Origin of the sequence: Ferrimonas sp. YFM (genome assembly GCF_030296015.1) — a bacterium.
GTDB lineage: Bacteria > Pseudomonadota > Gammaproteobacteria > Enterobacterales > Shewanellaceae > Ferrimonas.
In genome coordinates this window covers 841,794-868,663 of the sequence record NZ_AP027368.1, presented here as the reverse complement: position 1 = coordinate 868,663, position 26,870 = coordinate 841,794, and the positions used below count along the sequence as shown (strand labels likewise).

Annotated in this window: 28 protein-coding genes; 11 read left to right on the top strand and 17 right to left on the bottom strand. The window is 60.7% G+C overall.

Annotated features, from left to right (window positions below):
* Positions 1 to 7: 7 nt before the first annotated feature.
* Both QUE41_RS04145 and rpoE read right to left on the bottom strand, forming a co-directional pair.
* Entirely contained in the window at positions 8 to 601 is a 594-nt protein-coding gene (locus tag QUE41_RS04145; protein WP_286341673.1) for a sigma-E factor negative regulatory protein, read from the bottom strand.
* Positions 602 to 619: 18 nt separating this feature from the next.
* Complete coding sequence (gene rpoE / locus QUE41_RS04140; RefSeq protein ID WP_286341672.1) at positions 620 to 1,198, bottom strand: RNA polymerase sigma factor RpoE; 579 nt, start codon at positions 1,196 to 1,198, stop codon at positions 620 to 622.
* A gap of 198 nt (positions 1,199 to 1,396) precedes the next feature.
* Between rpoE and nadB the strand changes: the two genes are divergently transcribed.
* On the top strand, positions 1,397 to 3,016 hold the full coding sequence (gene nadB, locus QUE41_RS04135) for an L-aspartate oxidase (protein ID WP_286341671.1): 1,620 nt from the start codon (positions 1,397 to 1,399) through the stop codon (positions 3,014 to 3,016).
* Here nadB and QUE41_RS04130 read toward each other — a convergent pair.
* The 8 genes from QUE41_RS04130 to rppH form a co-directional block, all read right to left on the bottom strand.
* Positions 2,991 to 3,404 (bottom strand): protein YgfX, encoded by a 414-nt coding sequence (locus QUE41_RS04130; RefSeq protein WP_286341670.1) that lies wholly within the window; start codon positions 3,402 to 3,404, stop codon positions 2,991 to 2,993. The genes nadB and QUE41_RS04130 overlap by 26 nt on opposite strands.
* 46 nt (positions 3,405 to 3,450) lie before the next feature.
* Positions 3,451 to 3,714: an FAD assembly factor SdhE gene (locus tag QUE41_RS04125; RefSeq protein ID WP_286341669.1), complete on the bottom strand. Its 264-nt coding sequence runs from the start codon at positions 3,712 to 3,714 to the stop codon at positions 3,451 to 3,453.
* Positions 3,711 to 4,919, bottom strand: coding sequence for a Bcr/CflA family multidrug efflux MFS transporter (locus tag QUE41_RS04120; RefSeq protein ID WP_286341668.1), 1,209 nt, complete (start codon positions 4,917 to 4,919; stop codon positions 3,711 to 3,713). The genes QUE41_RS04125 and QUE41_RS04120 overlap by 4 nt, the downstream gene beginning before the upstream one ends.
* Before the next feature lie 43 nt (positions 4,920 to 4,962).
* The gene (gene nhaR / locus QUE41_RS04115) at positions 4,963 to 5,874 is read right to left on the bottom strand and encodes a transcriptional activator NhaR (RefSeq protein ID WP_028108688.1); all 912 of its coding nucleotides are present in this window, start codon (positions 5,872 to 5,874) and stop codon (positions 4,963 to 4,965) included.
* Positions 5,875 to 6,241: 367 nt separating this feature from the next.
* The gene (locus QUE41_RS04110; protein ID WP_286341667.1) at positions 6,242 to 7,093 is read right to left on the bottom strand and encodes a thymidylate synthase; all 852 of its coding nucleotides are present in this window, start codon (positions 7,091 to 7,093) and stop codon (positions 6,242 to 6,244) included.
* Positions 7,094 to 7,146: 53 nt separating this feature from the next.
* Positions 7,147 to 7,926, bottom strand: a complete 780-nt coding sequence (gene lgt, locus QUE41_RS04105; RefSeq protein WP_286341666.1) for a prolipoprotein diacylglyceryl transferase — start codon at positions 7,924 to 7,926, stop codon at positions 7,147 to 7,149.
* A gap of 129 nt (positions 7,927 to 8,055) precedes the next feature.
* Positions 8,056 to 10,287: a phosphoenolpyruvate--protein phosphotransferase gene (gene ptsP, locus QUE41_RS04100; RefSeq protein ID WP_286341665.1), complete on the bottom strand. Its 2,232-nt coding sequence runs from the start codon at positions 10,285 to 10,287 to the stop codon at positions 8,056 to 8,058.
* Positions 10,284 to 10,832 carry an RNA pyrophosphohydrolase gene (gene rppH, locus QUE41_RS04095; RefSeq protein ID WP_286341664.1) on the bottom strand — a complete coding sequence of 183 codons (549 nt, stop codon included), beginning with the start codon at positions 10,830 to 10,832 and terminating at the stop codon, positions 10,284 to 10,286. Before rppH ends, ptsP begins: the two co-directional genes overlap by 4 nt.
* A gap of 695 nt (positions 10,833 to 11,527) precedes the next feature.
* Between rppH and mutH the strand changes: the two genes are divergently transcribed.
* Both mutH and QUE41_RS04085 read left to right on the top strand, forming a co-directional pair.
* The gene (gene mutH, locus QUE41_RS04090; RefSeq protein ID WP_286341663.1) at positions 11,528 to 12,208 is read left to right on the top strand and encodes a DNA mismatch repair endonuclease MutH; all 681 of its coding nucleotides are present in this window, start codon (positions 11,528 to 11,530) and stop codon (positions 12,206 to 12,208) included.
* A 196-nt stretch (positions 12,209 to 12,404) separates the two neighbouring features.
* Positions 12,405 to 13,448, top strand: a complete 1,044-nt coding sequence (locus tag QUE41_RS04085; RefSeq protein WP_286341662.1) for an adenylate/guanylate cyclase domain-containing protein — start codon at positions 12,405 to 12,407, stop codon at positions 13,446 to 13,448.
* Here the strand turns inward: QUE41_RS04085 and QUE41_RS04080 are convergent.
* Positions 13,396 to 14,301, bottom strand: coding sequence for a hydrogen peroxide-inducible genes activator (locus QUE41_RS04080; RefSeq protein WP_286341661.1), 906 nt, complete (start codon positions 14,299 to 14,301; stop codon positions 13,396 to 13,398). The genes QUE41_RS04085 and QUE41_RS04080 overlap by 53 nt on opposite strands.
* Before the next feature lie 176 nt (positions 14,302 to 14,477).
* Between QUE41_RS04080 and QUE41_RS04075 the strand changes: the two genes are divergently transcribed.
* Positions 14,478 to 15,083, top strand: coding sequence for a peroxiredoxin C (locus QUE41_RS04075; protein WP_028108695.1), 606 nt, complete (start codon positions 14,478 to 14,480; stop codon positions 15,081 to 15,083).
* A gap of 69 nt (positions 15,084 to 15,152) precedes the next feature.
* Here the strand turns inward: QUE41_RS04075 and yfbR are convergent, their stop codons facing one another.
* Positions 15,153 to 15,770 (bottom strand): 5'-deoxynucleotidase, encoded by a 618-nt coding sequence (gene yfbR / locus QUE41_RS04070; RefSeq protein ID WP_286341660.1) that lies wholly within the window; start codon positions 15,768 to 15,770, stop codon positions 15,153 to 15,155.
* 172 nt (positions 15,771 to 15,942) lie between these two features.
* Here yfbR and QUE41_RS04065 point away from each other — a divergent pair, with 172 nt between their 5' ends.
* The gene (locus QUE41_RS04065; protein ID WP_286341659.1) at positions 15,943 to 17,583 is read left to right on the top strand and encodes a sensor domain-containing diguanylate cyclase; all 1,641 of its coding nucleotides are present in this window, start codon (positions 15,943 to 15,945) and stop codon (positions 17,581 to 17,583) included.
* Between the two features lie 2 nt (positions 17,584 to 17,585).
* On the opposite strand, the gene QUE41_RS04060 is transcribed toward QUE41_RS04065, so the two are convergent.
* Positions 17,586 to 18,944 carry a sensor histidine kinase gene (locus tag QUE41_RS04060; RefSeq protein ID WP_286341658.1) on the bottom strand — a complete coding sequence of 453 codons (1,359 nt, stop codon included), beginning with the start codon at positions 18,942 to 18,944 and terminating at the stop codon, positions 17,586 to 17,588.
* A 261-nt stretch (positions 18,945 to 19,205) separates the two neighbouring features.
* Here QUE41_RS04060 and QUE41_RS04055 point away from each other — a divergent pair, with 261 nt between their 5' ends.
* From QUE41_RS04055 to QUE41_RS04035, 5 genes are all read left to right on the top strand, one after another.
* Positions 19,206 to 19,730 (top strand): RNA polymerase sigma factor, encoded by a 525-nt coding sequence (locus QUE41_RS04055; protein ID WP_286341657.1) that lies wholly within the window; start codon positions 19,206 to 19,208, stop codon positions 19,728 to 19,730.
* Entirely contained in the window at positions 19,727 to 20,230 is a 504-nt protein-coding gene (locus QUE41_RS04050) for a hypothetical protein (RefSeq protein ID WP_286341656.1), read from the top strand. The genes QUE41_RS04055 and QUE41_RS04050 overlap by 4 nt, the downstream gene beginning before the upstream one ends.
* Before the next feature lie 50 nt (positions 20,231 to 20,280).
* Positions 20,281 to 21,237, top strand: a complete 957-nt coding sequence (locus tag QUE41_RS04045) for a DUF4097 family beta strand repeat-containing protein (protein ID WP_286341655.1) — start codon at positions 20,281 to 20,283, stop codon at positions 21,235 to 21,237.
* Between the two features lie 34 nt (positions 21,238 to 21,271).
* A complete protein-coding gene (queG, locus tag QUE41_RS04040) occupies positions 21,272 to 22,417 on the top strand; it encodes a tRNA epoxyqueuosine(34) reductase QueG (protein ID WP_286341654.1) in 1,146 nt (381 codons plus the stop codon).
* Positions 22,418 to 22,483: 66 nt separating this feature from the next.
* Positions 22,484 to 23,089, top strand: coding sequence for a phospholipid scramblase-related protein (locus QUE41_RS04035; RefSeq protein WP_286341653.1), 606 nt, complete (start codon positions 22,484 to 22,486; stop codon positions 23,087 to 23,089).
* A 6-nt stretch (positions 23,090 to 23,095) separates the two neighbouring features.
* Here QUE41_RS04035 and QUE41_RS04030 read toward each other — a convergent pair whose 3' ends face one another.
* The gene (locus QUE41_RS04030; RefSeq protein WP_286341652.1) at positions 23,096 to 23,569 is read right to left on the bottom strand and encodes a LabA-like NYN domain-containing protein; all 474 of its coding nucleotides are present in this window, start codon (positions 23,567 to 23,569) and stop codon (positions 23,096 to 23,098) included.
* Positions 23,570 to 23,894: 325 nt separating this feature from the next.
* Between QUE41_RS04030 and QUE41_RS04025 the strand changes: the two genes are divergently transcribed.
* Entirely contained in the window at positions 23,895 to 24,509 is a 615-nt protein-coding gene (locus QUE41_RS04025; RefSeq protein ID WP_286341651.1) for a YceH family protein, read from the top strand.
* Between the two features lie 5 nt (positions 24,510 to 24,514).
* Here QUE41_RS04025 and QUE41_RS04020 read toward each other — a convergent pair whose 3' ends face one another.
* The 3 genes from QUE41_RS04020 to QUE41_RS04010 all read right to left on the bottom strand — a co-directional run bounded on the left by QUE41_RS04020 (position 24,515) and on the right by QUE41_RS04010 (position 26,854).
* Positions 24,515 to 25,846, bottom strand: a complete 1,332-nt coding sequence (locus tag QUE41_RS04020) for an MATE family efflux transporter (protein ID WP_286341650.1) — start codon at positions 25,844 to 25,846, stop codon at positions 24,515 to 24,517.
* A 25-nt stretch (positions 25,847 to 25,871) separates the two neighbouring features.
* Complete coding sequence (gene cobO, locus QUE41_RS04015) at positions 25,872 to 26,468, bottom strand: cob(I)yrinic acid a,c-diamide adenosyltransferase (protein ID WP_286341649.1); 597 nt, start codon at positions 26,466 to 26,468, stop codon at positions 25,872 to 25,874.
* Positions 26,469 to 26,554: 86 nt separating this feature from the next.
* Complete coding sequence (locus QUE41_RS04010; protein ID WP_286341648.1) at positions 26,555 to 26,854, bottom strand: ArsR/SmtB family transcription factor; 300 nt, start codon at positions 26,852 to 26,854, stop codon at positions 26,555 to 26,557.
* Positions 26,855 to 26,870 lie beyond the last annotated feature (16 nt).

The following is a 26,870-nucleotide window of genomic DNA, read 5'->3' as shown; positions in this document are numbered from 1 at the left end:
GTGCCTCTTAGTTTTGCTCTTGATCGTCGTTGGACACATTATGCCCCTTCAGACGCTGCTGCAACAGGTGGTCACGCAGATAGGCGTTCACCCGGCGGCGCTGTTCCATCGCCTGGGCCTCGGCACTCTGAGCCTGGGCCTGACGAGCGGCAGGAGTGTTGGCCTGATAGCTGGCTGGGGTGGGAGCGCCCACAACCGGCAGGGTATTGAGTACAGGCACAGGACTGTTCTGCTGCTCGGCACCGTATTGCTGCACGCCGACTACGGCGATGGCGGCAACGGTGGCGGCGATGGCGTACTGACCGAAGCGGCGGGAGAACTCCACCACCTTGCCAGAGACCACGGAGCGTCGGCTTGGCTCAGAGGACTTAGGTTCCTCTTTGGGCGCCAGCACTGTGGGCTCCTGCTCCAGGGCGGCAGCCACGCTGGAGGCGATGTCCAGATTCAGCTCCTTGGGCAACTCGTTGCGCATCGCATCACCGATAAGGTGGTAGCGACCCCAGGAGGACTGCATCTCTTCATCCTTAAGCCACTGCTTGAGGTCCAGATCGGTTCCTTCTCCGTCAACCCAAGCCGATACTGCTTCTTTACGTTCTGTCATGGTTCACCCTGATTGATACTACCGCTCTAACAGCGGTTGAATCCTCTTGTCGATCGCTTCCCGCGCCCTGAAGATACGGCTTCTCACCGTGCCTACCGGACACTCCATTACAGTCGCGATCTCCTCGTAGCTCATCCCCTCCAGCTCCCGGAGTGTGATGGCTACCCTCAGCTCTTCCGGCAATGTTTCTATGGTGCTGAACACTGCCCTCTTAATCTCGTCGGACAGCAGCTGACGCTCGGGGGAGGCATGCTCCCTCAGTGCATCGGCACCGTCATAAAACTCAGCTTCTTCCGCGTCCACATCCGTTGCAGGTGGCCGCCGTCCCTGGGACACCAGATAGTTCTTGGCGGTATTCACCGCAATCCGGTAAAGCCAGGTGTAAAACGCGCTCTCCCCACGAAAGTTAGGCAGAGCCCGGTAGGCCTTGATAAACGCCTCCTGTGCCACATCGGCGACATCGCCCTGATTCTTGACATAGCGGCTTATCAGGTTGGCTACCTTGTGCTGGTATTTCATCACCAGCAAATTAAAAGCTTGTTTATCACCTTGTTGAACGCGTTCGACCAGCTGCTGATCGCTGTTTGGCTCACTCACTTGAGAGCACTCTCCCATAAACTAAACTGCTGATTTTGCTTTTACTCGTCTCCGCGCACTTAGGTAGACTGCGCCTACTGGTAAAAGTTCGTAAAAAATTGTGATCCGATCGAAAAATCTGCACTGTCCGCGAAATTTTGGTGCTGGAACGGGAAGCGGGTAACATAGGGTCACATTTCCAAAACCCCATGATACCTAATGAAAGCCGGGATTGAACACAGTACTGATGTCTTAGTCATCGGTAGCGGTGCCGCTGGCCTGACTCTGGCCCTGAAATTGGCCAACCGCTGCCAGGTCACCGTCGTCGCCAAAGGCCCCCTCACCGAGGGCTCCACCTATTACGCTCAGGGCGGCATCGCCGCGGTCTTCGACGAAGAGGATACCGTGGAGTCCCATGTGGAGGATACCCTGATTGCCGGGGCCGGCCTGTGTGACCGAGAAGCGGTGGAGTTCACCGCCCGCGAGGCCCGCGCCGCCCTGGAGTGGCTGATCCGCAAAGGGGTGGACTTCGACGAAGAGGAGTCCCAGGACACCTCGGCCGGGACCGAACCCCGTTATCACCTCACCCGGGAGGGGGGACACAGCCATCGCCGCATCCTCCATGCCGCCGACGCCACGGGCAAGGAGGTTCAGCTCACCCTGGAGGAGCAGGCCCGCCGTCACCCCAACATCACCCTGCTGGAGCGCTACAACGCGGTGGATCTGATCACCAGTGCCAAGCTGGGACTGGCCGGCGATACCCGGGTGGTGGGTGCCTACGTGTGGAACCGCACCCAAGAGCATGTGGAAACCGTCAGCGCCCCCTTCGTGGTGCTGGCCACAGGCGGGGCTTCCAAGGTGTATCAGTACACCTCCAACCCGGACGTCTCCTCGGGCGACGGCATCGCCATGGCCTGGCGCGCCGGCTGCCGGGTGGCCAACATGGAGTTCAACCAGTTCCATCCCACCTGCCTCTACCACACCGAAGCACGAAACTTCCTGCTGACCGAGGCGCTGCGGGGCGAAGGCGCCCTGCTGAAACGGCCCGACGGTAGCCGCTTTATGCCCGACTTTGACTCCCGTGAGGAGCTGGCTCCCCGCGACGTGGTGGCCCGGGCCATCGACTTCGAGATGAAGCGACTGGGTGCCGACTGCATGTATCTGGACATCAGCCATAAAGACCCGGAGTTCGTCACCCGCCACTTCCCCACCATCTATAAGCGTTGCCTGGGACTGGGGATCGACATCACCAAACAGCCGATTCCCGTGGTACCCGCGGCCCACTACACCTGTGGCGGCGTGATGACCGATCTGGAAGGCAAGACCGACATCGCCGGCCTCTATGCCGTGGGCGAAGTGGCCTACACCGGCCTGCACGGCGCCAACCGCATGGCCAGCAACTCCCTGCTGGAGTGCCTGGTGTTTGCCCGGGCCGCCGCCCGGGACATCTTCCAGAGACTGGATCTGGTGGAGAACATCACCGACCTGCCCCAATGGGACGAAAGCCAGGTCACCGACTCCGATGAGAACGTGGTGATCTCCCACAACTGGCACGAACTCAGGCTGTTTATGTGGGACTACGTGGGGATTGTGCGCACCGACAAGCGGCTGCAGCGAGCCCTGCGACGGGTGGAGATGCTCAAGGGGGAGATCCACGACTACTACTCGGACTTCAAGATCAGCAATGACCTGCTGGAACTGAGGAACCTGGTGCAGATTGCCGAGTTGATCATCCGCTGTGCCATGGCTCGCAAGGAGAGCCGAGGATTGCACTATACCCTGGACTATCCGGAGAAACAGGATAACCCCACCCCTACGGTTCTGGCCCCGTCGACCTGAGCCTGACCAGGGTGCGACAGAGCCGGTGCCAGCCGGCCCTGTCCATCTGCTCACGACTGAGCCACCATCGCCGCGCCCCGGGCTGTACCCACAACAGCGCCACTGAGCCCAGCACCCAGCTGCGACTGTCCAGTTGGAAGGGTTCACCACTGCCCAGCTCCACCCCCTCACCGTTTTCGGCCAGCAGGAAAGGCTGAGTCTCGGGCGCCCTGACCAGCCAGGGCAGCAGGGCCAAGGGAGCCAGCACCAACTGCCAGATGCCCTGCAGGGGCAACCTGTCTTCGGGCCACAACCACAGGCTGAGCAACAGCAGCAGACTCAGCGCCAGTCTGAGCCAGTTGGGATAGGTCTTGGGGGCAGGAAAAGGATAACGAACGGGATCAACCATCTGGACAGTATAGTTGACCCCGATAAGCAGAGGTGGTGACGTCGGCTCAGCGCAACTGCTCGCGGTTGCGCTCCAGGATCAGGGCCACCATGGCCGCCAGTTGCGGATCCGGGCAGGCCTCGTGGCCCATAAACCAGGCAAACATGTCCGGGTCGTCACAGGTCAGCAGCCGCTCAAACTCCGCCTTCTGCTGCGGGTTCAGGGAGAGGTAGTGCTTCTCCACGAAGGGCTCCAGCAACACATCCAGCTCCAACATGCCACGACGGCACGCCCACTTCAGCCGGGCCAGGCTTTCCCTCTCTTGGTTCATTGTTCGTCCTTAACGCTCAGGTGTTTCTGATGCCACAGATAATACCCCAATGACGCCAGCGAGCATACCGCCATCCCCACCAGCATGGGGGCGGGCGATTCCGGATGCACCAGTGACAACAGGGCACCAGCCAGGGCGCCGGCCAGGAAACGCATGGCGCCTCCCAGGGCAGACACCGATCCTGCCGCTCCCTCGAAGGCATCCAGGGCCAGGGTGGTGGCGTTGGCACTGACCATCCCCAGGGGGCCCATCATCAGCATGATCGGCACCACCACCGCCCACAGGGGCGGCTCACTCAGCAGGGAGGTGGCCAGGGCCAGGATCGCGCCCAAAGCGGTGATCATCAGGCCCCGCACCATCATATTGGCGGTGCCCACCCTGGCCACGTAACGGGCGTTGACCGTGGTCAGGGTCATCATGGTGACAATATTCAGGCCAAACAGATAACCGAAGTGCTCTGCCGGCACCTGGAAATAGCGGATATAGACGTAGGAGGAGCCGGTGACAAAGAGAAACAGGGAGGCGGAGAACAGGGTCCCCACAATCAGGTACACCCGCACCCTGTCATGGACCAGGATGGCCCGATACAGAGACAGCGCCGCCTTGAACCCGGCGGGCTGACGCCCTTCTGGAGGCAGGGTCTCCCCCACCCGCAACCGCATCAGCACAATCAGGGCCAGGGCAAAACCGCCCAGCAGATAGAAGATGGCCCGCCAGCCACCGTGGAGCAGCAGATAACCCCCGAGAATCGGCGCCGCCAGGGGCGCCAGATTCATCACCAGCATCACAAAGGACATGGCCCGGGCAAACTTCTCCCGCTGAAACAGATCCCGCAATACCGCCATCACCACCACAGAGGCCCCGGCTCCCCCCAGGGCCTGCAGGGAGCGGGCGGCGATCAGCATCTCCACCGAGTGACTCCAGGTGGCGACCAGGCTGGCCAGCACAAACACCCCCAGGCTTCCCCCCAGCACCGGCATCCGGCCATAGGCATCGGTCAGCGGCCCATACAACAGCTGGCCCACGGCAAAGCCCACCAGAAAGAAGCTCACCGTCAGCTGGGTCAGGGCCACGGTGGCGTGCATCTCATCGGCGATGGTGGGGATGGCGGGCAGGTACATGTCGATGGCCAGAGGGGTCAGCCCCGCCAGGGCCCCCAACAGCACAATAAGCCCCAGACCTGAGGCTTTGGTTTGAACGGTCATACTGCTCCTGATAAAAGGGGCGCCCTGAGCGCCCCTTGTGTGATTACTTGAACCGTTTGAAGGCCGGTTCCTTGCCACTGAAGAGGTCGGTGAAATCGGTCTCGAGGATCCGCTTCACCGCCGGATGCTGAATCATCCGCTCGGCGAACATCACATGATACTGTTCCGTAATGTCGACGGTTTCCCCCACCAACTGTACTCCCTGAGACAACAGCTCCTCCCGATACAGGGTAGGGGCGATGAAGATCCCCTGACGATACAGGCCGAAGGCTTTCATCATCGCCGCATCGTCGAACTCACCGACGATCACCGGGGACACCCCCACTTCGTCGAACCAGCGCAGCAGCTGCTGGCCCAGGGCGGTCTTTCGGTGAGGCATCAGAATGCGCGCCCCATCCAGATTGGCGGGGAAGCGCCCCTCCACTTTTTCCTGGGAAAAGAAACTGATGCCGGTCTCGCCCAGCTTCTTGCTGAGGATCTCCGGGTACTTCAGCGACTCGGCGTCACTGCCGGAGAGCACCATATCCAGCTTGTGCTGGGACAGGCGCTCCATCAGGTTCTCTTCACCGGACTCATAGCAGCAGAGATGGATGGAGCCGTCGTCCGGCATCACCGACAACAGCAGTCGGCTGGCCAGACTCTTAGACAGGGCATCGGAGGAGCCCACCTCGAACAGAATGGATTTATCCTGGGTGTAGTTGAGCAGATCCAGCATCTCATAGCTCAGGCTGAACATCTTGTCGGCGTAGCGAAACACCAGTTCCCCCAGGTCGGAAGCCACCAGCTGACGCCCCTGACGACGAAACAGCTTGCCCCCCAGGCGGTGCTCCAGATGACGAATCTGGCCGGTGACCGTCTGTGGCGTCAGGAACAGGGCTTCCGCCGCCTTGGTGACCGAACCCTTCTTGCGAACCATCCAGAAATAGTAGAGGTGATTGTAATTTAGATGCGCCATAACCTGGACCTCCCTTAGGGGAGGGCTTCTCCTTAAATCGACGAGCCAGCCGATGCCTCGGCCGGAAACCGGAAACCGTGCCGCAGAGCTGCGGCGTGGGGACTGCGGAGTGCAGACCGACCTATTATAGTTCGGGAAAGCTGAACCAAAGCCCAACCATAAGCAGATGAGACTATCACAAAGCGGGCCATCAACCACCACTTAAAATTGCGATTGAGCCGATGGAAGAATCGCTCGAGGCCGGGGGATGGGACGCGCCCCAAACCAGTGAAATCCTCTGAGCACCGGTCCAAACAGGCTCAGGGCCACTGATGGCGCGACTCGATATGGCCGAAACGACGCCGCCCCGAAGAGGGGCGGCAGACAATCAGACGGAGAAGGGGTAGGCGATGGGGTCGTGGTGCTGATAACCCTCCACCTGGAAATCCTCCAGGGTCACCCAGGTCTCCAGATCCTTAAGGCTCTTGATCTTGGGATTGATCAGCAGCCGCGGCGACTCGAAGGGTTCCCGTTTGAGCTGCACGTCCCGCATCAGCTCCAGCTGATCCTCATAGATGTGGGCATTGACTATTTTGTGGTAGGCCTTGCCGGGCTTGTGGCCGGTGATCTGCGCCATCAATGCCAGCAGGGTAAACACCTGAACCTGATTGAAGTTCAGCCCCAGTGGTACATCGCATGAGCGCTGATAGGAGGTCAGATGCAGGGTGTCCCCCAGCAGGGAGAAGGTGTGGGTGTGCATGCAGGGGCGCAGGCAACCCAACTCAAACTCTCCGGGGTTGTAGAAGGTCAGAATCTCGCCGCGGTCATCCACGCCCCGGCTCAGGTCATCGACAATCTTCGCCAGCTGATCCAGCGGGGTGCCGTCATGCTTGCGCCAGGCACGGCCCTGGACCCCATACACCCGGCCCATATCGTCCTCACCCTTGCGGTAGGAGCTGGCCAGCCAGGCGGGGTTGTCGTTGGCGTTGGCATTCCAGGTGTTGCAGCCGATGGACCGGAACTGCTCGGCACTGTCATAGCCCCTCAGGTAGCCCAGCAGCTCGGCGATGGCCGCCTTCCAGTAGCTCTTGCGGGTGGTGATCAGGGGAAAGCGGTTGCCACCGACCTCGTACTCCAGGTCGGCGTTGATCACCGTCAGACAACGTTTGCCTGTGCGTTTGTTCTCTACCCAGGTGCCCTCATCGACGATGCGCTGACACAGGTCCAGATACTGTTTCATGGGTCTACAAACCTTAAGATATTGTTATCGTTCTGCCCGTTAACAGGGCAGTGTCATTTGGCCGGCCGCATCATCAGATAGCCGCCATAGGCCAGCATGGGGATGGTCAGCAACTGCCCCATGGAGAAGCCCATATACAGGCTCATGTGGGCGTCCGGCTGACGGACGAACTCGATGAGGAAGCGGGCACAGCCATACCCCACCAGGAACAGGCCGGCCACCGCACCAGGCTTATCGGTGCGATTCTTATACCAGTTCAGGACCAGGAACAGCACCAGCCCCTCGAGCACCGCCTCATACAGCTGAGAGGGATGACGGGGCAGAGGCCCGGCACCGGGGAAGATCATCGCCCAGGGCACATCGCTCACCCTGCCCCACAGCTCGCCGTTGATGAAGTTGCCGATGCGACCAAAACCCAGGCCGATAGGAATGGTGGGGGCCACCAGGTCCGCCACCTGCCAGAAGGTGCGCTGCTGCCGGCGGGCGATCCAGAACATCGCCACGATCACCCCGATCAAACCGCCGTGGAAGGACATGCCTCCGTTGGTGATCTTGAACAGATAAAGCGGGTCTTCCAACAGCCACTGCCAGCCGTAGAAGAACACGTACCCCAGGCGCCCGCCGAGCACCACACCCAGGAAAGCATAAAACAGCAGGTCGGAGACCTGGTCACGGCTCCAGGTGGAACCCGGCTTGTCCGCATGGCGGTTGAGCATCCACATGGCACCCAAAAAACCCACCAGATACATCAGGCCATACCAGCGCAGGGCCAGGGGGCCAATCTCAAGGATCACAGGATCGATCTGGGGAAACACAAAGTAGCTTTCGGTCATCTTGGAATCTTCTGTAAAGTCCACCACCTTGAGGTGGCGGGGCCGTCAACGACGGCGGGGGCACTTGGCCCCCGTCCCTTAAAAGTGGCCCTAGGATACTGAGTCAGCGTCCCAAATGCCATGATCACCCTAGGCGTCCTGGTAGAGCTCCGACAGATCGTGCTCATCCAGCCAACTGCGAGCCAGATCCCGCACCTGCTGATCGTCGCAGGCCTGCAGCAGGGCACCGCGCAGCGGCTCCAACCGGGACGCGCTCAGGTGGCGCACCAGGTGGTGGATACGGCCCAGGCTGCGACGGTTCATGCTCAGCTGACGCAGCCCCAGGGCCATCAGGATCAGCGCCCCCTCGGGTTCGCCGGCCATCTCACCACAGACACTCAGTTCACTGTCGCCGGCCAGGGAGACAGTCTGGGCCAGGGCCTGAATCACCGCAGGGTGATAGTGGCTGAACCTGTCCGCCACCTGGGCATTGGTCCTGTCCACAGCCAGCAGGTACTGGGTCAGGTCGTTGCTGCCCACGGAGAAGAAGTCCACATTCTGTCTGAGCTGTGGCAGCAGGTAGATGGATGCGGGCACCTCGATCATCACCCCCACCTGGACTCTGGGCAGGGTGCACTCCAGCTCCTCCTCCAGCTCCTGGCGGGCCTGCTCGATCAGCTTACGGGCCTGCTCCACCTCATCCAGGTTGGACACCATGGGCAACAGGATCCGCAGGTTACCGGTCTGCACCGACGCCCGCTGCATCGCCTTGACCTGGACCAGGAACAGCTCTGGGTGATCCAGGGTGAGGCGGATGCCGCGCCAGCCCAGGAAGGGGTTGTCTTCCCGGATGGGGAAATAGGGCAGAGGCTTGTCACCACCGATGTCCAGGGTACGTATGGTGACCGGCTTGCTGCCCAGGGCACGCAACACCCGGCCATAGGCCCGTTCCTGAGTCTGCTCGGTGGGGAAGTGATTCTGCAGCATGTACAGGGTTTCTGAGCGATAGAGGCCGATGCCGCCCACGTAGGCGGGATCCAGCTGCTCCCCTTCCGCCACCAGCCCGGCATTCACCTGCAGGCACACGGGTTCGCCGTCCAGGGTCTCACAGGGCTCGGTCAGGCCGCGCTCATAACGGGCGTCCTTCTTGGCCAGGGAGGACTGAAAGCGATGGAACTCACGCACCACGGTCTCGGCTGGTTCCACCAGCAGCTGGCCGCGCACCGCATCCAGGATGGCGCGCTTACCCGCCAGGGCCTGAATCGGCAAGCCATCGATACCGAACAATGCCGGAATCGACATCGCCCTGGCCAGGATCGCCGCGTGAGAGCTGGCGCCCCCCTCGACACTGACGATGCCCGCCAGTTTATTGCGGGGCACCTCTGCCAGCATGGTGGCAGTGATCTCGCTGGCCACCAGGATCACCGGCTTGGAGGGCGGTTTGCCCCCCTGACCGGGACGGGCCAGCTGACCCAGGATGCGTTGGCCCAGATCCTTGAGATCGCTGGCACGCTCCTTAAGGTAGTGATCGGTCATCGCTTCGAATCGGGCCACATACTGGGTAAACACCCTGGAGACCACGGTTTCGGCGGACCAGCCCTCGTCACAGCCGGCCATCAGATCCTGCTGCAGCACAGGATCGGCAATCAGATACTGGTAGATGTCGAAGATGGCGCTGATCTGGGATTCGATCTCGCCACTGAGTCGGCCACTGAGGGCGGTCATCTCATCCTGGGTGGCCAGTAGCGCCCGCTCCAGCCTGTCCCACTCGCGGTCACTGCCCTGCCCCTTACTCTCCTCCATGGCGAGGGAGATGCGCGGGCGCGCCAGCAGGATCTCGGCATCGGCAATGCCGGGACTGGCCACGGTGGCACTCCAGCGACGGGGGCCGGTTTCGGTCAACTCAGGCAGGTCACTGCTGGGGCGCAGCTCAGGCACCAGCTGCGACGCCAGGGTCACCAGGAAGGCTTCCTCATCTTCGTTGAACTGACGAGCCAGCTTCTGCTGCACCACCAGCACCCCAAGGACCTTACTCCTGTGGGTAATGGGGGTGGCCAGAAAGGCACGGAACTCATCTTCATCGACTTCAGGAAGCAGTTTGAACGCGGGGTGAGAGGGCGCGTCGGCCAGGTTGATGGGCTCCTCCCGGCGCATCACCATACCGACGATGCCTTCGCCGGCATTGAGGCGGGCCCGCCCCACGGCGGACGGCGCCAGGCCGTCGCTGGCCTTGAGGATCAGCCCCTCTCCATCGGTCAGATAGAGGGAACAACAATCGGTGTTCATGGCGGCGCGGGTCTGTTGCACCAACTCGATCATCGACTGCTCCGCAGTCTGAGCTTCAGCGACCCGCTGCACTATAGTGCGCAGTGTGGTAATCATCGGCCTCTTCTTCGTCGTCTGGCTTTGTTGTTTCCATCCCGGGTGCGTTTAGTATGGTCCTTGCGCGGCTGAAATGGCATGGCCACCGGCGCAAACTCCTTCATCACCTTACGATAGACATCCCGCTTAAAGGAGACCACCTGGCGAACTGGGTACCAATAGCTGACCCAACGCCAGTCATCGAATTCAGGGTGGCCGCTGCGCTTGAGATCGATCTGATCTTCGCCGGACACCAGCTCCAGCAGAAACCATTTCTGTTTCTGACCAATACACACCGGCTTGGAATCTTGCCGGACCAGCCTCTTAGGCAAGCGATATCTGAGCCAGGAACGGCTGCTGGCCAGGATTTTGACGTCCCTCTTCTGCAGCCCAACCTCTTCATACAGCTCGCGATACATCGCCTGTTCGGCGGATTCTCCCTGATCCAGCCCCCCTTGGGGGAACTGCCAGGAGTGTTGGCCATACCGCCTTGCCCAGAGTACCTGACCTTGGCGGTTACAGATAATGATCCCCACATTGGCTCTATAGCCTTCGTTGTCGATCACTATGTCATCCGATTGATTTTTATCTTGCTCTGATTGTTCCACAGAATGACGCTCGGGGGCAATCCCGGGCTAGAGAGCGCCCCCAGTGGGTAACTTCGAGAATTTTCAACACTTATATACAGAAAATTTATCCCCTGCTCGATTCCCCCTAAAGTTATCAACCGGAGCTGTGGATAAGCCTGTTTGTAAAAATGTATGTGGTGGAGATATCCGCAATGGATGAACAGAATCCATCCTTCGACGCTTACGCAACACAAACAAAAATCAAATTAAATCAAATATATAACTGCCAACCACATTCAGATCGCCACCTAGGATCCTGGATCGTTCAAATTCTCGCCGCTCCAGGATGCCTGGTATAAAGTTTGACTCAACCGGTTAGAAAACCCCTGGCGACCCGGTTAGAGATCCACCACCCTTAGGCTCCTGTGGATCAAATGCCGACAGTTATCCAATCAAACTGTGCATAACTCTGTTAAGAAAAAACGGGTAAGGGCGGGATAACCTGAATAACAGTGACAATTACTGCATTTTGATTATGACTTAATTATTTTAATTTCATGAGGTTAGCCTCATTCACCCGACTTTTTGCAGAGCTTGCCACGCTGTGGGCAACAAACCAGTACAAAAATCACCCACAAAAGTTATCCCCATCAAGGTGTTCCCACTTAGGGGCTTCGGGTTAGAATGGCGGGATGATCGATCTTAACTTCACCCCGGACTCCGAAGCACAGCTACTGGAACGCGCCGAAGCGGTAGCAGGCTGGACCCTGGGGGAGCTGGCCGACGCTCTGGGCATCGCGGTACCCGACAATCTGCTGCGCCACAAAGGCTGGAGCGGTCAGTTGCTGGAACGCTATCTGGGCGCCAGCGCAGGCTCCAAGCCCCACCCGGATTTCGAACAGCTGGGCATCGAACTGAAGACCATCCCGGTGGATCTGCAGGGCAAGCCCCTGGAAACCACCTTCGTCAGCGTCTGCCCCCTCACCAATCTGGGCGGCCTGCGCTGGGAACAAAGCCCGGTCTGTCACAAGCTCAGGGCAATACTGTGGATACCCATCCTGGGAGAGCGGCAGATTCCGGTGGCACAGCGTACCCTGGGGATGCCCCTGATGTGGCGCCCCTCGCCAGATGAGTGGCACGCATTGCAACAGGATTGGGAGGAGATCATGGAGCGAGTCGCCCTGGGCGAGGTGGAATCGATCACCGCCCGCCATGGTGAGGTATTGCAGCTTCGCCCCAAGGCCGCCAACAGCCGGGTGCTTACCGAGGGAATCGGCCCGGACGGCACCCTGATTCAGACCCTGCCCAGGGGCTTCTATCTGAAGATCCCCTTCACCCATGCCCTACTACAGAGACACTTCCATAACAACTGAAATAATGCCTATCCAAAAGGTGATATGCGTTTGGGTTGAGGTCACAAAACTTGTATAATGTCTCGTTATTACAAATAAAATAAGCCAGGCGGGAACTTTTCCACCGGCCCCATAATTACAGAGTCCCTTTACCAGAGTGCAGTCGCGGCAACAATTTCTAAAACTGGTCTTCGCCATTATCGCCTGGTCTCTAGCGATGATGGCCTATGTAACCTTCCGTTATGCCCAGGGGGACGACCGTCCGTACTGGGCGATCACGGCTGCGGATCTCACCACCCTGTCCATCTATATGGGGCTGATTTTCGGCTGTCTGCACTGGCTGTCCAACCTGATCACCGACGTCAGCGGCATCCGGCGAATGCCCTACGCCTTTATCGTGGCGTTCAAGGGGCTGTTTCTGCTGCTGGGCGCCCTGACCCTGGCCTACATCACCAACTGGCTCAACTCCTGGGACAACGCCGAGCAGTTTGCTGCCACCAGTCAGATTCTCACCGCCCATGTGCTTAACGCTCCCTCGGCCCAGACCCTGATCGCCTATCTGGTGCTGGTGCGCACCGGTCTGGCCTTCATCGAGCAGATGGGGTTGCTGGTGGGGCCTAGGGTGCTGCTCAACATCGGTATGGGCAAATACCACAAGCCCAGGTATGAGGAGCGGATCTTCCTGTTCCTGGATATGGTCAGCTCCACCGCCCACGCCGAAGCCCTGGGGGATTACAGGTTCAGCCGCCTGATTCAGGACTGTTTCGACCTGCTCTCCGATGTGGTCACCCAGAACCAGGGGGAGATCTATCGCTACGTGGGGGATGCGGTGCTGATCAGCTGGCCACAGCGTCACAGGTCCAGGGCTCGACTCTGCCTCAACGTCTACTTTGATTTCGTTCAGACCCTCTACTGGAACCGTCACTATTTCCAGAAAGAGTATGGCTTCGTGCCCAAGTTCAAGGCGGCCGCCCATGGTGGCCAGGTGGTAGCCGCGCTGGTGGGGGTATATAAGCAGGAGATCAGCTTCTTCTCAGACGTACTCAACACCCTGGCCCGCCTCCAGGACCAGTGTGGTCCCCTGGGATGCCAGATGCTGGTGTCCGATCAGGTGAAAGAGGCGCTGGATGATGACCACAACTATGATCTGCTCTCCCTTGGGCCCATTCGCCTCAAGGGAAAGCAGCAGGAGATCGAAGTGTTCTCCGTCAGTCGGACTTACTCGGCAGCAGATCCCCAATCATCTCCCCAAGAGTTCTAAAGGTGCGCAGGCGACTGGTCGTCTGCCGCCACACCAGACCAATCTCCCGATACGCCTTCTGCCCCTCAGGCACATAGGTCAGCAGATTGGTTCCCTTGAGAATACCGGCGTCTATGGCCATCTGCGGCAGGAAGGTGCTGCCCAGGCCTGAATCCACCATCTGCACCAGGGTGTGCAGGCTGGTGGCGGCAAAAGGATTGATCTTCTCCCGGTTCTCCAGATTACAGGCACTGATGGCGTGGCCGGTGATGCAGTGCTCCCTCTGCAACAGGAAGATGCTCTCGTCCGGCCAATCTTCGTAGCTGAGCTTGGACTGCTCTGCAGACTCCTGATGAATCACCACCTGGAAGGGATCGATGCCCACCCCCATGGTGTGGAAACCCGAGGTGTCCACCGGCAGTGCCAGCAACAGCAGGTCCAATTCGCCGTTGCCGAGCATGGAAAGCAGGTTTTCCGTGGTATCTTCTCTAAGTAAAAGAGTAAGATCGGGGAAGCGTTGCTGAGACTCCTTCACCACCCTGTTCAACAGGAAGGGGGCGATGGTGGGGATACAACCCAGTCGCAGAGTGCCGCTCATGGCGTCCCCTGCGCTCTGAGCCAGATCGGTCAGCTCCTGCACCTGAGCCAGCAACTCGCGGGCGCGGCACACCACCTCCTCGCCGGTGGCGGTGAACAGGAAGGATTTGTGGTCGCGTTCGATCAGCTGACAGCCCATCTGCTCTTCCAGGTTCTGAATGCCGCTGGAGAGGGTGGACTGGCTGACGTGACACGCCTTGGCGGCGCGGTTGAAGTTCTGCGCCTTGTGCAGATGCACCAGATAATATAGGTTTTTGAGACTAGGGAGTCTGCGCATCGTCTGCTCCGGAACAATCGATTGGTTTAATCTATTTTATTCGATTCTTCAAAGGAACACACCCCCCTATACTGTGCTCAGTTTCACATGACTAACGTATTGGGAATTTGTCGGCAGTCTAGTAAGTTAGATTAAGATTGCCGTTGAAATTAACCTTTAAAAAGGAAGAGAACACCATGTCTGTATTAGTAGGCCGTCCTGCCCCTGATTTTACCGCCGCTGCCGTACTGGGTAATGGCGAGATCGTTGAGAACTTCAACCTGAAGACTGAAATCGAAGGCTCCAAGGCGGTGATCTTCTTCTACCCTCTGGATTTCACCTTCGTTTGCCCCTCCGAGCTGATCGCGTTCGACAAGCGTTTCGAAGAGTTCCAGAAGCGCGGTGTTAAGGTTATCGGCGTATCCATCGATTCCCAGTTCAGCCACAACGCCTGGCGTAACACCGCCGTTGAAGATGGCGGCATCGGCCCAGTGAAGTACCCCCTGGTTGCCGACGTGAAGCACGAGATCTGCAAAGCCTACGACGTTGAGCACCCAGAAGCCGGTGTGGCTTTCCGCGGTTCCTTCCTGATCGACTCCGAAGGCAACGTACGCCATCAGGTGGTGAATGACCTGCCCCTGGGCCGTAACATCGACGAGATGCTGCGCATGGTTGACGCCCTGAACTTCCACGAAGAGCACGGTGAAGTGTGCCCAGCTCAGTGGGAAGAGGGTAAGAAAGGTATGGACGCCTCCCCTGCCGGCGTAGCCGCCTACCTGTCCGAGAACACCGACGACCTGTAATACGGGTTGTCGCGGGCCATGGAATGGCCCACCCTATACCAGAACGGGGCGCACAGCGCCCCGTTTCTTTTATTCGCCGTCTCCCACCAGCGCCGCGTCCACCAGATCGTCGATGGTCATCTGGAACGCCGGCACGCAGTGCTCCATAAACCAGGCCACCTCAGGCATGGTCTCGACATAGGGCGCCAGTGCCGCCAGCACCTTGCGTTCGGTTCCCTCAAACTCCATGTTCCCCGCCCGCAGCTCCGACAACGCCTTGGTGTAGGCAGACAGCAGGTCCGCGGCCTTGACGAAGCGGGCGGTCTCCGGATCATCCTCGTGCTCGATCAGCCCCTTATAGGTGGATTGCAGAGGGGCAGGCAGGGTGGTCACCAGCATATGGGCGGCGATCGCCTCCATCTCCCGGCACAGGGCCAGCATCCGCTTGTCGCTGTATTTGATGCCGCTGTTTACATCCTCGGTGAGCACCTCGGCGGAATCATGGAACATGGCCACCACCGCCAGGTGATTGGCGTCGACCTGGGGCTGTTCGGTGAACACCTTGTTGCGAACCTCCCCCAGGGCATGGGCGAACATCGCCACCTGGAAGCTGTGCTCGGCGACGTTCTCGGCGCGGGTCGGGTTGGACTTGCCCCAGCGATGCACGTTCTGCATCCGGGACATCAGGGCGAAAAAGACCGGTTGCATGCAAGCTCTCCTATTACCAGTCACTACTGTCTTTATGCTAGAGGGCGGCGACAGGCGCCGCAAGCCATTCTGTTGACGACAAAAGTCGCCATTGAATAAATTTTCTGCATCCATGGGCCTTTTCTGCTACAACTACTCTGGGCTTTGCAAGGAAGTTAAGATTATCAAGGGATTGAAACTTATTGCGTTGGTTTTCGGCGCCCTCTGTCTCGGCTGGTTTTGGAGTTCGGCCGTCGGAACACAGCCGCTGGCCTACGCCAACCTGGGACAGGACGCCTCCCTGACTCAGCTGGCCGATGAGCACCACTGGCAGCCCGCCTCCCTGATGGCGGTGCGGGGCCCCATGGTGTGGAAGCGCCTGATCCTGCCCTCCACGGGGGATAAGCTGCGCCTGCAGATCAGCCAGGGCTGGGCCGGTGACGGTCACCTGATGGTCATCCAGGGCGGACAACTGCTGACGGACCTGGTTCTCCAGTCTGACGGCCCCGGTTACCGCCCCATGAGCTTCACCCTGCCCCTGGTCAACGACCGCCAGGTCACCCTCTATCTGTACGCCCCTGTGGCGGTGGAGATCCACGCCGAGTCACAGCGCCGTCCCAAGCTGCCGGATCTCTTCCTCGGGCTGCTGCTGGGACTGATGCTGGCCATGTGGCTCACTCAGCAGGTCACCAGCACCATACTGGCGGACAAACTGCCCCTGACCCACAGCCTGACTCAACTGCCTCTTTTCGCCGTGGCCCTGATGGAGCTCACCGGTCATGTGCCCATCAAACCCCTGTGGTTCGCTCTGTTCCTGGCCCTGCTGAGCCAACAGGCCAGCCAGGCACTCATTCGTCGTCATCTCTGGGCGCAGGCCGCTCTGGCGCTGCTGCTGGTGGGACTGCTGATGGTCCCCAACTGGACCCTGGACCTGGCCCTGCCGCCTCTGATGATGCTGCTGGTGGCCTGGCAGGCCAGCTGGATACTCAATGGCAACCACAGGCTGCCCCGCAGCTTTGCCTCCACCGAACTGGTGAAACTGCTGCTGCTGTTGCCTCTGCTGTTTACCCTGGTGCTGGATACCCAGGTACCGCCCCTGATCACCTTGAGCTGCGCCCTGCTCTGGTCGGTGTGCCATGGATTGCTGCTGCTCACCCTGCTGGTCTCCCAGAGGCGCCAGCTGAGGAACCTGCTCAAGCTCAATCACCGCCAGCACGCCTTTTTGCGGGAGCAGAGCAACAGCAGCCTCTCCCAGCAGATCCGCTCCCTGGTGCGAGTGCACCGTCACCTTGAGGAGAAGTCCAGCACCGACCCCCTGACCGGGCTGAAGAATCGCGGCTACTTCGATGAGCATTACCGCATCGAGCTGTTGCGCAGCCGCCGGGAACAACAGCCCTTCAGTCTGCTGCTGGTGGATCTGGATCATTTCAAGCGGGTCAATGACAGATATGGCCACCCCTGCGGCGACAAGGTGTTGATGGAGCTGGCCCAGGTGTGTGACCGCGCCCTGCAGCGGCCCGGTGATGTGCTGTGCCGCTATGGCGGCGAGGAGTTTGCGGTGCTGTTGCCCAACACTCCGGCCGTCGGCGCCCTGCACGTGGCCAACACCCTGCAGAGTGCCATTGCCGACCACAGGGTGGACTGGTCCGGCAATAAGCTGACGATCACCGCCAGTATCGGCCTGGCCACGGTCACCGGCCGGGAGCAACAGTTGCCGGATCTTCTGCAGCAGGCGGATTCCGCCCTCTACCGGGCCAAACACCTGGGGCGTAACCGGCTGGAGGTGTATCAGGGAGAACAGCTGGACCCGATCTCCGCCCTGGAGATGGGGTAGTTTCAGTCCAGGGGCGGAAAGCTGCAGCGCAGCAGGGTACCCCCAAGCAATCGGCTGCTGCCCAGGGTCAGGTCCAGGCCGAAGGTGGCTGCCACTTCCCGCACCAGCACCAGGCCGACGCCGTGCTCATATTTGGCGGCGTCGCTGAGCCCGTCGAGATTCAGAGTCTGCTCATCCAGCCCGGGCCCCGCATCCGCCACGGTCAGCAACAGGCGTCCCCCTTCGGATTGACGCACGGTGACGATCACCTCGGCCCCCTTGGGGCTGGCATTGATGGCGTTGTCTATCAGGTTATCCAGCATCCCCTGAAGCATCACCGGGGGTACGGCCACCTCGCCCTGACGCTGCAGCCCTCGCAGTGTCAATCTGACCCCCAGGGCCATGGCGTCGCCATAATGGCGGGCACAGCTCAGGGCCGTTTCCCGGTAAAGGTCACAGCGCATCTCATCCTGGCGCCAGCTTCTGTCCAGTTCACTGAGCAGATGGCCATTACGCACCAGGCGTTCGCTGCGATTGAGAGCCTGCATCGCCCCCACCAGATCATCGGGGTGGCGCTGCAGCCGCTCCCCCAGGGCATGCAGGTGACCGGTAACCCGTTTGGACAGCGCCGCCACCATGGTCCGCCGCTTGGACTCGGCATCGGCCTGAGAGCGTTGACTGCGTCCCAGTGCCGAGACAAAGGCTCTGAGCTCCTTGGGCAGGGTCTCACCGTCAGGCAGGGGAGTCGCAGGCCACTGACTGACCTGCTTACTGAGGCGCCTCAGCGGTGCAATGGAGACACCCACCACCAGGGAACAGAGCAGGATACTCAATGGGGTCAACAGCACCATCTGGGTGCCCCAACTGGCCCACATGGCTCGCTGAAGCAGATCCCGTCCCAGGGCATCGGGGTAACCCACGGTCAGATAGAGCTCGTGTCTGAGGCTGTAGACGGTATAGGTGTGCCAGGTGTCGCCCTTGTACTCCTGGCGGGCGAACCCCGCATTGAGATCGGAAAAGATGCCACCTTCCACACAGGGGTGGCCATTGGCACTGACGCAGTGACCCCGGCTCCAGATCTGGTAGTGCACCAGGTCCGAATTATTCAGCTCGGCGTCATCCCCCAGAATCCACCCCTGCCGATAGGTCAGGTCCAGCTGTTCAAAACGTTTGACCGCCTGACGAACCACCTCATCCACACGATCGGCCCGAGTTTCGTTGAGCAGTTGCAGCATCACCCTGGCCCGCTGGGCCAGGTTGGCATCGTGGACATCCTGGTAATAGCCCTTGGCGGTCCACAGGGCATTGATGAACCCGAGGCCATTGGTCACCAGTAGCAACAGGGCCAACCATAAGATCAATTTGCTGCGTATGGAGTTCATCCGTGCCAGTGCTTAGTTCCGGGGAGCTGGGGGAATCGCGGCAATCCGCGGGTTGTGGCGCGCATTTTGACAGCAATTAGCCGCAAATTCATGGGAAGTGATCACAAAATCCCATCTTGTGTGAACTGACTTCACTCGAAATCTTCGTCCTCAAAAACAATTTTTTGTTGTTGCCCTTCCAACCTTTTGCCACCTTGGGCCTGTCATAGGGAGTAACAGAGATGGCCGGCGCCACCGGTTTGGCCCTTCAAGGAGAGTGCATTGACACAAAATCTGCCCCCCTTTCCGGCAGAGCAGGAGCGGGAGATCCGCCTGGCTCAAAAAGGCGATCGCGACGCCTTTGCCCGGATCTACCGCCGCCACAGCCCCAGGGTCTATGCCCTGTGCCTGAGACTCAGCGGCCGGGTCGCCTGCGCCGAAGAGGCCACCCAGGAGGTGTTTATCCGTCTGTGGCAGAAACTGCCTCAGTTTCGCTTCGAGGCACAATTCACCACCTGGCTGCACCGCCTGACCCTCAACCACGCCCTCAACTACCTCAAGAGTCAGCCTCAGCTGACGCCCTTGAGCGAGGAGGAAGCCCAGCGACAGGGGGCGGCGATGGAGGAGTTGCAACTGGTGGACCGCCTGTTGCCCAGGCTGCCGGAGCGGGCACGCCAGGTGTTTGTGCTGCACGCCATCGAGGGCTACCACCACCACGAAGTGGCCCAACTGCTGGAGATTCAGCCCGGGACCAGCAAGGCCCAGTACCACAGGGCCCGCCAACTGCTACAGGAGATGCTGATATGAGTCGCCAACTGGATTCCATGCTGCAGGAACTGGACAAAGAGATAGCCCCAGGCCGAGACCTGTGGCCCGCCATCGAAAACGGGCTGGATCGCTCTTCCGTGCCTGCGGCGCCGCAGCGGCCCTGGCTTCCCTGGGCCTTGGCCGCCAGCCTGCTGGTGACCACCCTGGGCGGATTCCTGGGGGGACGCCTCAGCAGCCCGGCTCCCCAGGCACCACTGCTGGGCGTCCTGACCCAGCTCCAGATGCAACACGATGCCCGGCGCCAACGGCTGGAGACCCGGCTGACGCCGGCCATGGTGCACGCCGGCACCACACCGGGCGCCCTGGCTGCCAGCGAAGCCCTGGCCAGCATCCGCAGCGCCGAACAGGAGCTGTACACCGCCCTGACCCAGCAACCGGACAATCCGGAGCTGTTGCAGCTGTGGCTCTGGGTACAGCAGCGGGAACTGGACCTGATCCAGAAACAGCAGCTTCGCCACCAACGCCTGCAGCAACTCTGACGCTCCGGCGGCGGCACAACGACGAACAAGAACACCTCAAGGAGAACCCTATGAAGAAACTGATACTGACCACAGGCCTGCTGGGCCTCAGCCTGCCCCTCTGGGCCGGTGACGCCATCGACAGCCGCATGAACGCCGACGGCATCAGCAAACTGACCCTGGTGGTGCCGCGGGGAGAGGTCACCCTGACCGGCGGCAGCCACAGCGAGATCCGGGTTCAGGGTGAACTGGATGACCAGGCCAAGGAGTGGGTGTTTGAACGGGAGGGCAACACCCTGGTGGCCGAGGTCAAGATGCCCAGTCAATGGCAGGGGGACAACGACGGCAGCACCCTGACCGTTACCCTGCCCGGCTCCATCGAGGTGGAAGCCACAGGGGTCAGCACCGACTTCAACGTCAGCGACCTCAACCGTGGGCTGGAGCTGGAGAGCGTCAGCGGCGATCTCGAGATAGCCCGGGTCTCCGGTGAGGTGGAAGTGGACAGCGTCAGCGGCAACATCACCGCCACCGCCCTGGAGGGAGAGATTGAGCTGGAAACCGTCAGCGGTGACATCAAGGCGGCGCAGCTTCAGGGCGACACCAGTGTGGAGTCGGTCAGTGGCGAAGTGCAGCTGAGCCGCGCCGGCGACAGGCTCGAAGTGGAGAACGTCTCCGGTGATATCCAGCTTCAACTGACTCAGGTGGGCGCCTTGGAGGTGACCAGCGTCAGCGGGGACATCCAGGTGGAGGTGGACAGCCTCACCGGCAACGCTAGGCTGAGTTTCGACACCGTCAATGGCGACACCAAACTGAGTCTGCCCCGGGATGCCTCAGCCCGCTTCAAGCTGGATACCGGCCCCGGCGGTGACATCAGCAACCGCATCAGCGAACACCAGCCGAAACGGGGTGAGTATGTCCCCACCGAGAGCCTGAGCTTCAGCCAGGGCCAGGGGGACGCCAAGGTGGAGATGAAAACCGTCAATGGTTCGCTGACCCTGGCCCCCATGACCTCCGGACACCTGAAATAGGACCCTTGGGGGCAGATCTGATACCCTAGCCCCCATGAACGACCAAAGCACAACACAGGGCGCGCCGGACTGGGGCGCCCTGTCCATTGAGATCAAGGCCTGGGCCAGTGAGCTGGGGTTTGCCGCCTGTGGCATCGCCCGTCTGGACCTGACCGGCGAGCAAGGCGCCCTGCAACAGTGGCTGGCCAACCATTACCACGGTGACATGGCCTACATGACCCGCAACCAGGAGATGCGCACCCAGCCCGCCCTGCTGCATCCGGGCAGTGTCACCGCCATCGTGGTGCGCATGGACTACCTGCCCCCAGAGGCGGGATTTGCCGCTACCCTCAGTCAGCCGGATCTCGGTTACATCAGCCGTTACGCCGGAGGGCGGGACTACCACAAGCTGATGCGCAACCGCCTTAAGCAACTGGGCAACCGCCTGAGAGAGCGGGTCGCCCAGTTCGATGGCCGCCCCTTCGTGGACTCCGCCCCCATCCTGGAGCGCCCCCTGGCCAAGGAGGCCGGACTGGGCTGGGTAGGTAAGCACTCACTGCTGATCGACCGGCAAGCGGGCAGCTGGTTCTTTATCGGCGAGCTGCTCACCAACCTGCCTCTGCCTGAAGATGCCCCCTACCAGGGAGACTGCGGCAGTTGCACCGCCTGCCTCACCCTCTGCCCCACCCAGGCGATCGTCGCCCCCTACGTGGTCGACGCCCGCCGCTGCATCTCCTACCTGACCATCGAATCCGACGAGGCCATTCCGCAGGCACTGCGTCCTCTGATGGGCAATCGCATCTACGGCTGTGACGATTGCCAGCTGGCCTGCCCCCACAACCGGGAGGCGCCTCTAACCGCAGAGGGGGACTTTCACACTCGCCCTCAACTGCATCAGGCGCCGCTGCTGACCCTGTGGCAGTGGGACGAGGCGGAATTTCTCAGCGCCACCGAGGGCTCCCCCATCCGCCGCATCGGCTTCTGTCGCTGGCAGCGCAACCTGGCAGTGGCCCTGGGGAACGCCCCCGCCGATGAGGCGATCATCGACGCCCTGGAGCGGGGACTGGGCAGGGTGGATGAGATGGTGGATGAACACATTCGCTGGGCCCTGGCGCAGCAACGCAGCGGCCTGGGCAAGATGAGCAAACAGCAACAACGGCTGATTCGTGTGGTCCAGAAAGGCCTGCCCAGAGACGCCTGATTTTGCAAAAGTATCAATAGATTCCGATAGATTCGCTATAGTAGTGGCTTCAGCAAGGAGCCCGCTATGCTAGAGAACCACTCCAGAATCCGCATTCAGCAAGTGTTTGAGATGGCCGAGCTGTTCGGCTTCGAAAGCCGCAACCGCTACCAGGTGCTGGACGCCCATGAACGCCCCCTGGGCTACGCCGCCGAACAGAGCTCCGGCATGCTGGGCACCCTCTCCCGGCAGCTGTTTGGTCACTGGCGCCGTTTCGACATCCACCTGTTCTCACCCCAGCGAACACCTCTATTGGTTGCCCACCACCCTTTCCGCTGGTGGTTTCAGTGCCTGGAGGTGAGCGATGCCAGCGGCGTCCGGCTAGGGACGGTTCAGCAGCGCTTCGCCCTGCTGCACAAGAAGTTCGACATCGAAGATGAGCATGGCCGGGTGTTAATGACGGTCGCCTCGCCCCTGTGGCGCATCTGGACCTTTCCGGTACAGCGTCAGGGACGGGACGTGGCCTGCATCAGCAAACGCTGGTCAGGGGGACTGACCGAGCTGTTTACCGACAAGGACAACTTCGTGGTGGAGTACAGTGATCCCTCTCTGGACAACCGCAGCCGTCAGTTGCTGCTGATGGCCACCCTGTTTATCGATCTGCAGTATTTTGAGAAGAAGGCGAACAACTGACAATCGTTACAGCAGCATCGCCGGGCCTATGGGACAGAACTCGGACGCCGCCTCCATCAGGGAGTGGGCGGTCAGGGCGGGCACCCCGTAGACCCGGGCATCCACTCCGTAGTCCCGGCTGACCTTGTGCAGCAGCAGGTCGAAGTCGCCGTCGCCTGAGAGCAGCACCACGGTGTCCACCTGGGGGGCCTGCTCCATCACGTCTATGGTGATCCCCACATCCCAGTCCCCTTTGGCCGAACCATCGGCCCGCTGGATAAAGGGTTTGAGCTTCACATCGAAACCAATGTGTTTAAGGGCATCCTGAAACTTGCGCTGACCATCGTCGCCCTTATGAGTGGCGTAGGCGGTGGCAAACACAATCTCTCCCTGATTGCACAGGTGCTGCCACAGAGCCCGGTAGTTAAACTGGCTACCGAAGGCTTGGCGACAGGTGTAGTAGATGTTCTGCACATCCACGAAGACGGCGATGCGGTTCAAGGGAGGTTCCACGGCAACTTAGAGATAAGTCACCAGAATACAGAAACTAACGACCCAGGTTCAATTTCATTGGCCAGAATTCAGACGCCGACCGGCAATTCTGACAATTAGATTGAATGTTTTCTAAACAATTTTACCTTCCTGCCGATAGACAGAGTTGGCCCCACGAGGCTTCTCTGACCTTTCTTATTGTGGATCAAGTCTCTAACCCTTTTTCCTCTGTCATTGCTCAAAGGCTGGCCAGTCATCTGCGCCAGGGCTTGCCGTTTTATCCGCCAGGGGAAATACTGAGTCGGTCTAACTGCTAAGGAGGCCCGCCGTGGAGATGAACCTGACCCTTAACGAAACCCGAGTCATCGGCTGCCTCTTGGAGAAAGAGAGCACCACCCCTGATCTCTACCCTTTGACCCTCAACTCCCTGAAAAGCGCCTGCAACCAGAAGAGCAACCGGGACCCGGTGCTCTCCCTCAGCGACAACGAGATTCGTCAGACCCTCAACGCCCTGATGGATCGCCGCCTGGTCAGTGAGGAGGGCGGCGCCCGGGCCAGCAAGTACAAGCACAGGTTCTGCAACACCGCCTTCGGTGGCCTGAAACTGAGTGAGCAGGAGCGGGCCCTGGTGTGCGTGCTGCTGCTGCGCGGCCCCCAGACCCCGGGTGAGCTTCGCAGCCGCACCGGCCGCCTGGCCCAGTTTGCCGATGTGACTGCGGTTGACTCGGCGCTGCAGGGGCTGGCCGAGCGGGAGATGGTGGTGCAACTGCCCCGGGAAGCCGGCAAGCGGGAGGCCCGCTACGCCCACCTGTTCTCAGGGGAGGTGTCCATGCCCACCACCGCCGACGTGGTGGCGGACGATAAGGCCCGTATTCAGGAGCTGGAGCATGAAGTGATGATCCTCAAGGCGGAGATTGAACGCCTGAAAGGGGAGCTGGCCAGCCGCTAGAGCGGTTACCCCCTAACGCGCAGCGGCAATCCCCGCCGCTGCCAATCCTGCCTCAACAGCCACAGCACCCAGATCACCAGCAGGGTGTTGGACAGCGGCACCGAAATCCACACCCCCTGAACCCCCAGCCAGACAGGCAGCAGCAACAAGAAGGGCAGCTGCAGTGCCAGATTGGCCAGGGTAATGATCCCGGCCCGGCGGCCATCGCCTACCGACTGAAAATAGGCGGCAATCACGAAGATGATGCCGTCAAAATAGAGGGCCCAGGTGTGCCAGGCCAGCCCCTGACGGGTGGCCTCATACAGGGCAGGGTCGTCGTTGTTGAAGGCATGAATCAGTGGGGTGGGCATGGTGACAAACAGCAGAACGGTGAGCAGGCCGGAGATCAGCACCAACCCCAGGGCCCAGCCCATCACCTTCTGCAAACTGGGGTACTCCCTGGCGCCAAACAGATAGCTGAGCAACGGCTGGGCACCGCCGGCGACCCCCTCGGCAAACAGGTAATAGACCACACACAGGTAGCCGACGATGGAGAAGGCCCCGACCTGGATGGCATCCCCATACTCGAGAAACATGGCGTTGTGCACCGCGGTGATGAAGCTGTAGTAGAGGTACATCAGCCAGCTGGCCATCCCCAGGGACAGTATGGCTTTGGCATCCGCGAGGCTCAGTCCGGCGTCCGCCAGGGAGAGTCGGGTGCGGCACAACGAGGAGCGAAAATAGGCCAGACCCAGCAGCAACACCAGGGCCTGAGACAGGACGGTGGCCAGGGCGGCCCCTTGCAGCTGCCAGTCCAGCTGCACAATGAACAGGTAATCCAGGGCGATGTTGGCCAGGGCGCCACCGCCGATGAGCAGGGTGGACAGGTTGGGGGCGTCGTCGTTGCGCACCAGAAAGGGGATGGCGATCCCGCCAAGGGCCAGAGGGCAACCCCAGGCCAGCACCTGCAGGTAACTCCTGGCCATGGCCAACACCTCACCAGAGGCTTGCTGCAGGGTCAGCAAGCTCTCCCCCAGGAGCAGCAGCAAAACGCCGCAGAGCACGGCCATCATCAGCAACAGCGAGAGGCCACCACCCAGCCAGCGCGCCGCCCGAGCACCGTCCCCCTCTCCCCGGGCCATGGAGGAGAGGGCGCCGGCGCCTATGCCCACCATCAGCGCCGCGCCATACACCAGGCCGATCACCGGCCAGGCGATGTTGATGGCCGCCAGCCCCACGGCACCGATCTGCTGGCCGACAAACAGGCCATCCACAAACTGGTACAGGCCGCTCACCATCATGGCGGCAACGGTAGGGACTAAAAAGCGCCAGAACTGGCGCTTAAGGGAATCTTGCATGGGGGACTCGTAGGCGCTGTCAGGCTTACCAGTCTACCCCTTTACGTGCCTTGATGCCCGCCTCGAAGGCGTGCTTGAGTGGCCGCACTTCCGAGACGGTGTCCGCCAGCTCCTCCAAACGACGGTGGGCGGCGCGACCGGTGATCACCACGCTCTGCTCCCGCGGCCTGTCGGCGATGGCCTGAATCACCTCATCCAGATCCAGGTAACCGTAATTGGTCATGTAGGTGATCTCATCCAGCAGCACCAGGTCCACTTTGGGATCCGCCAGCTCCTGCTTTATTTGCTGCCACACCTCCTGGGCCGCGGCCGTGTCCGCTTCCTTGTCCTGGGTCTCCCAGGTAAAGCCGGTGGCCATCACATGGAAGCGCACGCCGTGTCCGGCCAGCAAGTCCCGCTCACCGCAGGCCCAGTTGCCCTTGATGAACTGAGCCACGGCGCAGTTCTGGCCATGACCGACGGCACGGGCCACGGTACCAAAGCCCGCGGTGGATTTTCCTTTGCCGTTCCCGGTTAGGATCAGCACCACGCCCCGCTCCTCCTGGGCCTGGGCGACCTTGGCATCCACCTTCTCTTTTACCTTCTGCTGCCGTTCCTTGTGGCGCTGGTTCGTATCGGTCATGGATTCATCCTGTATCTGCAAGGAAAAGGGTTCATTTTACGGGGTTCTTTCGGCCCATGGCATGGGAAAACCCACAGTGATTCGGGTCAGTCCGAGCTCTCCAGGGAGCAACACTCGGCACTGAGAAAGCCCATCAGTTCATCGGTGGCTTCCAGGTTTGCGCGACAGATCAGCTCACGGCCACGTCGCTCCTGGGTCACCAGGTTGGCGTTCATCAGCCGGCTGATGTGATGGCTCAGGGTCGATCCGGGAATGGACAGATGCTGCTGAATCTCGCCCACATTCAGCCCCTGCAGGCCCCCTTTGACCAGCAGGCGGAAAATGCTCAGCCTGGTGTCATGGCCCAATTCGGCGAAACGGCGCACCGCCTCGGCGTGGTCGATCATCCTCTCTCCTTGGGTA